The sequence below is a fragment of the Gynuella sunshinyii YC6258 genome (assembly GCF_000940805.1).
Lineage (GTDB): Bacteria > Pseudomonadota > Gammaproteobacteria > Pseudomonadales > Natronospirillaceae > Gynuella > Gynuella sunshinyii.
Window position 1 is genome coordinate 2,227,729 of record NZ_CP007142.1, and the last position, 12,673, is coordinate 2,240,401.

The window sequence follows — 12,673 nt, forward strand, 5'->3', positions numbered from 1 at the left end:
TTGCAGGATAGAAAGTCTCGACAGAGTCGTTGATCAGAAATGGCAGGCCGTCATGCTTGCGGCGTTCAAATCAACACGGTAGATAACCAGAACGTTGTCCTCAGAAAACCGGAGGCATTGATCGGATCTGCCTCCGGAACGGGTCTGGTTACTGATTTACAGTGCTGGAAACAACCGTGTTGTTGGTTCCATGATAATTGGCTGTCATGGTGTTGCAGCTGGCGTCAGTGAACTGAACATCCAATGTGCCCCAACCATTGGTATCCTCAGTACTCAGACTTCCACTGCTGAAACCCCCTCCATTACATAACGTCGGTGACGTATTGGTATCCACAAGGATAAAGCCATAGGGTTCGGCGTATACCGTCGTACTTGTACGCCATTGATTGTTTTGCTCATTAACCTTCTCGATGAAGGTATTTTCCAGACGGTAGTGTTTATCGTTTATTGAAAACTCGACGTAGTCGGCAAAATCGCCATTGCAGAAATGATCATCGTCATCTTTACAGATATAGAAGTACTGGACCCGATAGTTTTTATTGTTCCAGCCAATGACCATGTTGCTAGAGTATTCGGTCTCAGTGTCGGTCTCCGATTTGATGACGTATTGACCATTGAGAGTACGTGAGTCGTAACTGCAGTTATTAAAGCTGACAGTAGCCAACGTGTCTGTTTCTTTCACGGTTGCTTTGCCTTCCTGCTGACAGCGGGTAGTAACCGTGTAGATGTCGTCAAAAGTTTCACCGACAGCCATGGCGTACTCTGCGCCATAACGAGCCGCAGCGGCCAAAGCCTGGTAGTTTTCTGACGTTACAGTGGCCTGGGTCTTTGGGCCTTTATAAAGCTCGTCCGGTGGTGAGATCGAAGAATCTTTTGAGTCAGAAGAATTACAGCTGCTGAGAACGACTAACAAGACGGAGGGTACTAAAATGCCTGTACGCATGAGCGATTTCCTTAAGTGCTGAATGAGACAATTTTCCAGGCCGCGATTTAGCCATAACCGGGCCAAAATCACCACACGAAAATGTTTGGTAAGCAGCATAAATCCTTCTTCTGTCAGTAGTGGGCTTTTATCTGTCAAACAGGTTCTATGCAGCACTCAAATGAATTCTCCTTATCTCAATCGTTCGTATGAGTCATATATATAAATATAGCTATTGACTCAACGGGGTTTGTTACAGACCACTGTTCCAATGGATATCCAGCAGGCAGTTCGGCAGCCAGGGCAGGCGGACAATACCGAGTCCCCAGGTAAGTTTGAGTAAAAGCGCATCCTGGGGCATTGGTGCAATCTCCAGTGTGTAGCCGTGTTCATGAGTTTCCAGAGTGCCGGGCCGGTGCAGAAACAGATTGCGAAAGCCCTGGTTGGACATCTGTCTGAGTACCGGCCATTGTTGAATGACACGAGTGAGCAGGTGTTCACAATGGTCTTGTTCCTGCACATTCAGCACACCTGGTGCATAGGGCATATCTGCGTCCCGGCCGGTCAGTAGATTGGCACAGACCGGAATGTTTCCTGGTGTGTCATGACCGTACAGGCACATAAGCAGATCCATGGCCTTTTGCTGTGTTGACTGGTTGCGCCATTGGTGCTCAGGGTCAAGCAGTTCCAGGTGCTGAAATAACGGTTGCAGAAATGGCCAGAGAATACTCAATCCGGCATCCGACATCACTCGTGGACCCGATTCTGATAATAGCGACAGGTGTTGTACCTGCTGTTTCAGAGGATTTGTCACTGCTGAAAAGTCAGCCTGTGAAAAAACCTGTCGTTGCCGTCGGGTGACGCTTCGGGTTGCCGTGAGCAGGCGTTGTAATTGCGGTTCGGTGGTCAGATCCTGTTCCGTCAGCAGATCCACGAACGGTACATCGCTGCTGTCATCATTGTCCCCTGTCAAACTGAGCAATAACCGGTCACAGTGATCAGCCAGTCTGCCGGGTTGCCACGTCTGGGATGGCTGCAGCAAGGACAATATCGCGGACAATGCCAGCCTGTCCTGCCCTGACTCATGTGGTTGACTGCATTGCTGCAACAACCGGTGGGTGTCATGGAGTAAAGGGATAAGCCATTGTCTGAGATCCGGTTGCGGCTGGTGTTGACAGACCCGTAACCACTGACGCAACAACAGACAGGTGGATAACAACTGCCGGCGGATGACATGACGTGAACTCAAGACAGTCAGTTCACGGAGCTGTTTTTTCAGTTGGGTCAGACGTCTGATGATATTTTTCTGGTCGCTGAAGTCTGCGCCATGCTGTTTCTGAATGACTGTCGGTAATGACTGGCTGACCTGTTCAGCGATGCTGTCACCGAGTTCGAAGCGCCAGTTTTGCAGCCGCAGTAGATCTGATGTGCTGACCGGCAATTGGGCGTAAAAGCGATCCAGTACCATTGTAACCGCTTGGATGGACTGATTCTTCAGGTCGAGGCTGCTCGTGTCGGCCTGTTCTGACAGCGTGACCAGCATCCATCGCCGGCACAGCCCTAATGCGGTTAAATGCCGGGTAATTGCCAGACTGGAGGTGGCGCTGGAAAACTTATTTTCAGATGTATCGCCGTTGTCCGGTGTTGTCACCAGTTGACCCACAAGTTCTCCGGCCTGGCGAATCGAGGCATCCAAGGTTTTCAACCGTTGCTTCAGCCATCCGGCAGATATGTGGTGATGAGGTTGTTGTTGGGTAGATCGGGACTGTTCGTCTTCTGCCAGGGCAGTCAGTCCCAGTTCCCTGAGTGACTCAAGCAAGGCCTGAACATATCGCTGATCATCCGGACAACGCAGCCAGTTCAGTATGTTCAGATGGGTGTCCATGGGAAGTTGTACCAGCCGGGTGGACAGACTGAGCGCGAGCGTGAGGCGGGCTTCGAGATCGGCGCCGGCCTGCTGGATGTTTGAGAGGGCCTGCTGGATGGGATGCCAGTGGCGGTCATCGGGATCAAAGTGCACAGGCCCGGTGAGTGATGACAACTGTGTTTTCAGCTCACGGATGATGGTTGCCACCGAGCCGGAGTGACGCAGCCGGGCCCGGCTGCGGCGAAGATAGAGCAGGGTGCTGACTGGCAGGCCGGAAAGGCTCAGCAGTGGTGACAGATTTGGCAGCCGTTCAGTTTGTTCGGCCTCCCGATCCAGCCATTGCAGTGCCAGCGTGGCTGCCGTCTGCATGGACCAGGCATGAGTGGAATGCAGTTGCAGCCGCAGCCGCCAGTCGACGGGCAGCCCGTGCGGTTGCCGAGAGAGTTTGTTGATGCAGCTGATGATGCGTCCGTAACCCATCAGATCATCGGACAGTGACAAACGTTCCAGTTGGTTCAGAGCCGCCAGCTGTTCTGTCAGGATCCGGATCAGGGAGCTTACATCCGTGGCGCTGGTATCAGCTTCTGCTTCCAGGATTTGTGCAGTTGCCACGCTGTCCGGGTGATCCTGTGCCACCATCTGGATCAGTTGCTGCAACATCTGAGGGTTGACTGACTGGGTGTCAGCCACCGCCAGCCAGATTTTCAATTTGCCGCTGTGGGTCGGTTGTATGAGTCCGCGCAGCAGTGATTGTCGCTGAGCTTGGGTCAGCGGCAGTCCGGCTTCTCGGATCAGACTGAGAATACTGGCCGCCTGTTTCCAGCTATCTGACTGGCGTTCGCCAACAGGCTGATTGAGCATCAGCTGAGCCAGAGACCAGAAGATTTCCCGACTGTCGTCGTCGGCCCGTGCGGTTGTCATTAACGCGCGGGCCATCCCGGCTGGAAACAGCCGGATCAGAATGTCCATGGTCTGAGCGTTACTGCGATTGGCTTCGAACTGGCGCCTGAAGCGCTGGAATACCCTTGGCTGGCGCAGCCAGTCGTGCAGGATGACCGCACCATTTGGACGTGACAGCCATTTTTGCAGGCCGGCGCAAAAGTCTGCAAAACCCAGGGCGATATCATCACGCAGGTAATGCTGTAGTTTCAGCGCCGACACGGCATCCCGATGCTGGCCGCTGCGGCCATTACCTGCCAGCGTGAACTGGCCCCGGGTGATCTGTTCGAGCTGCAAGCGCAAAGCTGGCAGCAGATATACGGCGAAGTAATTGTCCGGATGACGCATAAATGCCGTGGCGTCGATGCAGGGCAGATCGACCTGCACCTCAGGGAGTCTGGTAATGGTCGTTCCGGCGGTTGCCGTCAGTGTTGTCATGGCCTGTCTGACCAACCTCGACAGTGTTGCTTCGAGGTCGTCAGCACAGGCAGGGCGTTGCAAATAATGCAACGCCAGTGACAGATGACTAATCCGTGTCGTCATGAGCTGCTCCCGGCCGGATCCGGCATGAACGCTTATTCATTGTGCACCCGCCAGACACCTTCACCGCTGTCGATGCGGCGACCCACATAATCTCCGCGCCAGTAATGACGTTCCTCCTGATCATCGGTCAGGCTGTTGCTGGCATAAATATGCGGACCTTCGGCTGCGTTATTGCCCTTCCAGAAACCGTCGCAGATCAGATCGGAGCAGTAGTACGCGCCGCCGCCTTTACCGGTTAAGGTGGTACCGTAGGTTTGCACCCGGCAATCGCTGGCGTACAGACTCAGGCGTTCACAACGATAGGCACCGCCACCATTGGCCGTGGCGATGCAGGCCGTTGCCCTGACCTGACAGTCGCTGCACCAGGCAACCGCGCCGCCCTGATCGGCCTGACAGTGGTCGGCGTGAATTTCAGAATACCCCAGCCCCCAGGCGGCACCGCCTTCATTGAGCAGGTTATCCGGTTGGGAACTGAGCTCCGTGGCCTGGCAGTGACTGATATGCAACGCCTGAATATTGACCGCAGAACTGTTCTGGCTGTCGATGCGTTTGCCATACAGTGCCGCGCCGTTACCGCTGATGCGGTGATAACGGATGACACAATTGAGCTGGCAGTCACGGGCGTATTCAAGATAGAAAGCGCCGCCATTCTGGGTGGTATGCAGGTTGTTGCCGTCAAAGGTAAAACCTTCAAGATGGACGTTGCTGAGCCATTGAGCACTCGAACCCACCAATTCAAACCGGGCTTTGGGCGTCTGTTTGCGAATGATCGTTGAGTGCGGATTGAAACCGACGATGCTGACGTTGCTGGCCAGCCGGATGGTTTTACGCAACAAATAAGGGCTGATGCCGTAATCATTGTTGCCCTGTGGCAGCAGAATAACCGTGGTGTTTTCGGTAATTGGCACCGATTCATAGCCTTCTTTGTTGAACAGCCGATCGAACTCGGTCTGGGTGCTGATGATGTGGGTTTTACCACCGTTGCCAAATGGCAGGATGACATTGTCGATATACCCCTTAACCGCTGCCTGGGTCGGCAGTAAACCGCTCACGCCGCTGTCGCCACCGAGGGTGAAATCATTGGAAATACCGGAGATGATCGGCCCGTCACCCAACTGCAACTGTTGACTGATCTGCAACCGGGCAGTGGCCAGCGGGCCGCTGTTGCTGAGAGCGACTGTCTGTAGTTGCCCGTTGATCATCGCATTACCGTTCACATCCAGGCGTGCTGACGGTGCGCTGGTACCCAGGCCGAGATCGCCGGCCGGTGTCAGGGTCATGAGATTTTGGGCCGGGCTGCCGGATGTTTTGCGGTCTACCCGTAATGGTGTCTGCTCGGTCTGGCTCTGTACATGCAGGCTGGCCTGGGCTGTAGCGGTACCAACGGCCAGTGAGTCTGCCACCTGGAGTGTCTGACCGGCACGGAGATCCCTGGCGACCGTCAGTTGATCGTTGATCTGTACCGCCTGTTGCAGAACAGCGCTGTTATTGACGGTTAATGGTCCGTTGAGGGTGGTGCCGGCGGTGACCGTCAGTTCGGCATCCAGCTGGGTGTCTCCACTGACCGTCAGGGTTTCTTCAATGCTGACCCGGTCTTCAACGCTCAGATCACCACTGATCTGCACGTCTGATCCGAATTCGGATTTTTTCGAAACATCCAGACTGCCGCGTGCCACCAGTTTTTCTTCGACTTCTAGTTCGCCGTTTAATTGTGCATTGCCGTCCACTCTCAGGGTTTCGCTGATGGCTGCACCACCACGAACATCCAGGGACAGATCCGGACTGGCGGTACCGATGCCCAGGCGGCCTTCTTTCACCACAATGCTGTCGTGGTTGGGGGATTCGATGCGCATGGCCTCGGCATAACTGGTATCGGCGATAAACAGCTGGGCTCTGGTCTCGTCCATGTCAGGGGTAGTGACTCCAAGAATGGTCTGCTCCCGCAACCTCGACTTTTCGTTGACCAGCAAATCTGACTTCAGATAAGTGTCCTGTGCCACGTCCAGGCTGGCGTTGAGATAGGTGCGGCCATCAACGCTCAGGGAATCCCCGATATGAACATCATCGGCGACATCCAGAGCGGATTGCGGGGTCAGCTGACCGATACCGACTTTGTTCTGAGAGACAATCAGCTGGCAACTTTTGGTGTTGTCGCCGTCTATCCGCAGTGCCGGCTGGCTGCCATCGGCGGCTACATGAATGCGTGCACTGGCCTCTTTGACGCCGATTGCAAGGTTTTTTTGTACCTGCACATGGTCATCAAAGTGTGCTGGTCCCTGAACCTCGGCGCTTCCCGAGACTGACAACTGATCACCGAGAGAGCAAGTGTCTGCGACATTCAGGTGACCACTGATATTGGTGGTACCGGCGACGTTCAGGTCATCGCCGATGTTCACACGACCGGCTACCTGGGCATCGGCTTGGAGATCGGTGTGACCGGTGACACTGAGCGCGCCATCCAGGTGGGTGTCCCCTTTAACGTCCAGACTGGCGTTGAGATAGGTGCGGCCATCAACGCTCAGGGAATCCCCGATATGAACATCATCGGCGACATCCAGAGCGACCTGCGGTGTCAGCTGGCCGATACCGACTTTGTTCTGGGTCACGATCAGTTGACAGGTTTTGGCAGTGTCACCGTCTATCCGCAGTGCCGGCTGGCTGCCATCGGCCTGCACATGAATACGGGCACTGGCTTCTTTGACGCCGATGGCGAGGTTTTTTTGTACCTGAACATTCTCGTCAAAGTTGGCTGATCCCACCACCTCCGCGTGACCGGAGACCAGCAACTCGTCTGCCAGGGAACACGCGCCTGTGACATTCAGGCTGCCACTGATATTGGCATTACCGGCGACGTTCAGGTCATCGCCGATGTTCACACGACCGGTCACCTGGGCATCGGCTTGGAGATCGGTGTGACCGGTAACACTGAGCGCGCCATCCAGGTGGGTGTCCCCTTTAACGGACAGTTGCTTTTCGGGGGTGTCGGTATTGATGCCGACATGGTCATCCTGAACCCAGACTACCGGACTGGCCTGAGTGGGTTGATCAATGCGCAGGGCCACACTGTTGCGACTGGATTGCCATAGATGCAGGTCCACGTCCATGTCCACTGCCGCATCCACGTAGCGGTCGGAACTGGCTGGCTGATTCAGTAACACCGACCCCTGGGCTCGCAGGCCCTGGTCGAAGTCCGCCTGTCCATCAGCCTGCAGGTGAGTGCGTACCCGCAACTCATCGGTATCGAGATCGGCTTCGATCAGGGCATTGCCGTTGATGTGTAAATTAGCCTTAGGAGTGGCGGTGTTGATGGCTATGCTATCGGCATTCAGGTGTAACAGATGGCCCGGATCGGCATCGTGAATTTCAAGTACTGGCCGATGGTCGAGCTGTCGCAGAGTGACCTGTTGCTGGTCAACACTCATCCAGTTGGCGACCGTCATCGAACCATCGATGGTGGTAGCGCCTTTAAGCTGGATACCATCGTTCAGTCGCTCGCCATCAAGGCTGATTCGGGTATCCGATACCGACAGCGCGTCGATCTCAGGTTTACCCTGCGGATGAACCGTGAGGCCGGCAGCGGCGGTGATTTCACCGTCGGCAGTCAGGGTTCCGCCGATGTGCAGATCAGCTTCGGGGTCAGCGCGCAGAATGCCGACTTTATCCCCCTGAGTGGCGAGTAATGTGGTGTCATCGTGACACACCAGCAGGGCTTGATTATCTGCCCCGCGGGCAATGATGGTCGCAGCGGTCACGCCGGCTGGTACTATACCTTCGGTCCCTGCCTGGTTATTGCCCACAGATACTTCCAGAGTATTGTCCACGGTCAGACCGTCATTGAGCCAGGCGTGGCCTTGACCCGTCAGGGTTCCTTGGATATGGGTATCACCGTAGATGTCCGTGCCACCATAAAAGTCCAACGTGCTGGCAGGATTCTTACTGCCCAGGCGAACATTTGTATCGTTGACCAGCACGGTGGTTTCGCCGTTGCGGTCATCAATACGCAGACCCGCATGGCCTTCGGTTTCTTTCACATGGAGGGTGGCACCGGGCTTTAGATTTTGATCCGCCGACAGTATAAGGGTTTCATCAAAGCGGGCCTCGCCGGCTACCGTCAGTTTGTCGCCCAGCTGGCTCTCGCCGGCCACGGTCAGTTTGTCGCCCAGCTTGCTTTCGCCGTCTACCTTCAGTTTGTCGCCCAGCTTGCTCTCGCCGACCACCGTCAGATTGCCACCCAAGTGGCTGTCGCTGGCCACCGTCAGATTGCCACCCAATTGGCTGTCCCCCTTGAGGCTCAGGTTCGCTTTGCCGGTAATGTCCTTTTGCACCTCGATGCCTTCGCCGACATTGAGTTGTCCGTCGACTTCGGTGTTTGCAAGTAAACTCTTCTTGTCGACCGTCAATTCGCCTTGCAGTTGGGTGTCACCACTGAATGTAAGTTGGGCATCGTGGTTATCCATACCGGTTTGGACGCTGAGGACGGTGCTATCGTTCTGGCGCAATCGCAGCGCGCTTTGTTCGTCATCGCAGAGGATATCAAGGCGTGACTTTGGTGCGCTGGTGCCGATCCCGATATTGTTGCTCACCGCCAGACTGTAGTCCGATTCAACCTTCTGAACTGTTGAGCCGATGGCCAAACTGCCGTTGACGTCAACCGGGTTGCTGGGGGTGGCGTGGCCAATACCCAGATTCCCGTTTTGATCGACCACAATGTCGTGGGCATCGCCATCGATGTGTAACAAATCACCTTTACCGGTCTGTTGCAGTGATAACAGTGCAGTTTCATCGGTATGGCTGCCGCTGATTTGCAAGGAGCCATCGATGCTGGCACTGCCTGACATATCCAGATCGCCTTCGAGAACGGCTTTACCTTTGACAGTCAACGCCGTGGGCTCTTCTCCATCTACTTCACCTCCTCCACAGCCGGTGGTGACGGAACGGCTGAAATGCCCATCTTGAGCGCTTAGGGTACCGGTGATTTTACTATCGCCAGTGACCTTTAACTGGCTGTCGGTAGCATTGATTTCCACGCTGCCATTGGGTTCTGCCTGATAGTAAACCTTCAGGGCGTTAAAGGCGGTCAAACGGTCATCTTTGCTGAAGCTCAATTGCTCGCCGACTTTGAGGGTGCCCGTGACAGACAGGGATTTATCAATCGTCAGTTTGTCGGTGCTGATGGTCAGACCATCATCCTCGGCAATGACGGTGGCATCTATAAATCTGGCAAAATCTTTGCCTTCTGGGCGCTGGTTATCGGCGAACTTTTCTTTCAGCTCGCTGCGTTTGGTTTCGCTGGCCGGGACCGATTGCTGAGTTTCTGAACTGCCATCAGATCCAGGGTTTGTGGCCTCAGTTTCAGTGGTTTCTGAGTTGTCACCAGATGCAGGGTTTGTGTCATTAGTCACAGTGGTTTCTGAACTGTCATCAGATGTAGGAAGTGTTTCATCAATCATAGTGGTTCCTTAGAGGGTGTTGGGGGCGCTGATATGTACGGTAAAACGCGGCAGTCCCGGCGTAGCCGGGTTGATATACGCCGCATTGATCGGGTAACTGGGTTTCAGATAATCCAGCGGCTGATAGCCAATCCGGAAATTGCAGCCGATGGTCGCTTGACCAATTGGGTAGGGGTTGAACATCTGTTCCAGCCGTTCGTGGGCCAGTGCAAATAGCAGACTGTCTGCGTCAAGACCTCCGTAAGTTTCGGCTTTGGGGCTCAGCAGCTCGGCCAGTTGATCGTGGATCTGTTCGAAATTGCTTCCATTGATCTTGTCTTTGTCATCGGTGTGCAGCCACACTTCGATGGCGTCGATCAGCGGCTGCCACGGATTATTCTTGGTCGGGTCCACAAGTGTACTCAGGATCTGTTCCAGCAAACTGTCGGGTGCCTTGATGAAGGTGCGCAGATGAGCGGACAGCCGGCTGATCCGTTGGTTTTCATCGTCGAGCTTTTCCGGATCGTCGCACGTACCTGAGTCCCCATCACAGCTCAGAGAAAACCTCAGCGGTTTGTGGATCAGGGCGTTTTGCAGCTGACCGGACAGCCGGTTGACCGGTTGGTCTTCACTGTCATCGGTCTGACCCTGATCGTTGTCCGGATCAGTATTAGTGGTCAACGTAACCGGCAGCGGTTTTTGGGTCATGGCATTTTGCCAGCAGTAGTACAGCCGCTCGAACAGGCTCATTAATGGCCGTGACAGGGTGATCACTCTAATGCGCTGATGCACAGGGGACTGACGGCGCAACTGCTCTGCCAGCAGGTTTTGGAACTCGGAGTTGGCAAACCGGCTGGGCCAGTCGGGTACTACAAAATAGAGCAGGTAGGGTTGATAACTTTCGGCATCGGCACCGTGGCGCAGCAATTCACTTTCGAGCAGATAAATGCTTTCGCGATTGTTCACCGCCAGCGGAATCTGACCAATGTGAGACCAACCCATAAAACGGCCGATGCGACTCAACAGCCCGGCAGGAGGCGCTGTTAATGGTTGCGGATTCAGATAATTGGCTGCCCCCGCCCGTTGCTGGCTCAGGCGCGGGTAATCGTTGAGGATGGCGGCCATATCCAGCAGCGATTTCAGAGCCACGAGTTTGTCCAGCAGTGGCTGATCCTGGCTGATGTCGGCGGGTATGGGATTGAACTGATCAATATAGTGGCTGAACACCGGCCGGTATTTCAACAGGCTGTTGTCCAGTCGCTTTTCCGCAAACCGGGCCAGCAGGTGATCGAGTGAGTGAACCAGCCGGTTCAGCTGCCATTGGCTCAGGATCGGTTCAAGGTCATCTTGAAAGCCCTGCTGTTGATATTGATCAAAATAATCGGTCAGTAATTGTTGCATGCCGCTGATACCGGTAATCGGCTGACTCAGTTGGGTGTGCGGCAGTTGCCGGACATCCTGCCAGAACTGGTTGATGGCGGCAGACGTTAGTGTTTCGCTGGCAAGCATGGTGTTGAAAATGCCGGTCAGCCGGGTATAGACCGCAGTATCCGGTATCGCCAGCAGCCGGCGCAGGTTGTCCAGTTGGGCCATCTGGTCGGCCAGCAACTGATCGAACAGGGTCAGAAATCCTTTCAGTTGCAGAATCCCGGCATTGTCTAAACGACGCTTGGGATCATCGAAACGTTGTTCCATCAGTTGGTAGATTTCCGGAAATTCCCGTTGGATCGATACGTAGTCGCGCAGCTGCCGGTAACGCTGGCTGACGAAATCACTCAGCACCGGGGTTGAGAGCACCGTGCTGGCATCGCCGTCGGCGTTGACCTGGTCGATGATCTGTTGGCGTACTTCTTCGCTCAGGCGGTAGGGCTGGCCATCGACAGTGAGTTCGAGTGACGCCAGCGAAGTGGCCAGATCCAGCGTCAGGATTTTCTGTGCCTCGGAAGCGCTGCTTCCGGTCAGGTCCCTCAGATCGATGCGCCAGTAATAACGGCGGTCCTCAATAACGGCTTTTCGTTCGCCATCTTCTTCCACCACCACCTGGGCAAAACTGAGTCCGTTGATTTCTGTCAGACCGTCGACGGTTCTGACTGCATCGAGAATATCGCTGGTATAGAGTCGTTCGGGCAGGACGACATCCTTCAGGTCGCTCTGTTGCATCAGACCGTTGGTGGTCAAAGGCCCCTGGTAGATTTCATCGCCGCTGAGGCCCTGCTGTTGCAGCTTCTCCAGGCTGTATCTGGGGATGTCAGGCGTGATCACCTGACGGCAGATGCGAAATACTTCGGCCAGACTGGCAATGGGATCCTGTACGTCTTCCAATCCCAGCGACATGCACACGGCTACCGGTTGGGTATCCATGATCAGAATGCCGTCCAGGTCCTGGTTGACGTTGCGCAGTGACATAAAGCGATGCCGGACCCGATGGATCAGGTCTGCCTGTTCGCAGGGGGTCATGGCGGTCCAGGGGGTGTCCAGTTCCAGCAGCAGCCGGATGCTGGCAATGGGAAAACTGGTCGAGCCGTCTTCAGGGGTCTGACTGGCGCTCATAATGGAGACATTCCGCACGCCGGCCACGTCGATAATGGCCTGACGGATGTCGGTGTGGGTGACCAGATTGGACGGCAGGATGGTCGGGGCCAGGAAAAAAGCGTCCGGCTCCCAGTCGTTGCGCGCCCGGTCCGGTGCCAGCAGATCTGGTACCGAAAACTCCAGCCGGTAACACATATCGGAGATGGCGAAGGAGAGGACTTCCAATAATGTGATGCCGGGGTCCGCGGTATTGTGATCGGTCCAGTTCTGCTGGCACACCTGCTGTACCAGATTGACGGCCTGTTGTTTCAGATACAGGCTGTTCTGGCTCTGGCTGGCCAGCTCGGTATCGGTAAGCGTGGAGAGTTGTGGTTGAGACATAGTGACCTCAATAAACAGATTCACTCTGATGCACCGGCATCAGAGTGGTGACGTTTTGAA

The 12,673-nt window shown here is 55.0% G+C and carries 4 protein-coding genes; all 4 read right to left on the reverse strand.

From position 1 onward, the window contains the following. Nucleotides 1–148: 148 nt before the first annotated feature. On the reverse strand, nt 149–943 hold the full coding sequence (locus tag YC6258_RS09625) for a hypothetical protein (protein WP_144407604.1): 795 nt from the start codon (nt 941–943) through the stop codon (nt 149–151). Between the two features lie 232 nt (nt 944–1,175). Beyond that, a complete protein-coding gene (locus YC6258_RS09630; protein WP_044616801.1) occupies nt 1,176–4,271 on the reverse strand; it encodes a contractile injection system tape measure protein in 3,096 nt (1,031 codons plus the stop codon). Between the two features lie 32 nt (nt 4,272–4,303). After that, nucleotides 4,304–9,721 carry a hypothetical protein gene (locus tag YC6258_RS09635; RefSeq protein WP_044616802.1) on the reverse strand — a complete coding sequence of 1,806 codons (5,418 nt, stop codon included), beginning with the start codon at nt 9,719–9,721 and terminating at the stop codon, nt 4,304–4,306. A 9-nt stretch (nt 9,722–9,730) separates the two neighbouring features. Next, complete coding sequence (locus YC6258_RS09640) at nt 9,731–12,613, reverse strand: hypothetical protein (RefSeq protein WP_144407605.1); 2,883 nt, start codon at nt 12,611–12,613, stop codon at nt 9,731–9,733. Between the last annotated feature and the right edge of the window lie 60 nt (nt 12,614–12,673).

Excerpts from the sequence above, each read along its gene's own strand:
- YC6258_RS09625 (WP_144407604.1), bottom strand. The coding sequence starts at position 943 with ATGCGTACAGGCATTTTAGTACCCTCCGTCTTGTTAGTCGTTCTCAGC.
- YC6258_RS09630 (WP_044616801.1), bottom strand. The coding sequence starts at position 4,271 with ATGACGACACGGATTAGTCATCTGTCACTGGCGTTGCATTATTTGCAA.
- YC6258_RS09635 (WP_044616802.1), bottom strand. The coding sequence starts at position 9,721 with ATGATTGATGAAACACTTCCTACATCTGATGACAGTTCAGAAACCACT.
- YC6258_RS09640 (WP_144407605.1), bottom strand. The coding sequence starts at position 12,613 with ATGTCTCAACCACAACTCTCCACGCTTACCGATACCGAGCTGGCCAGC.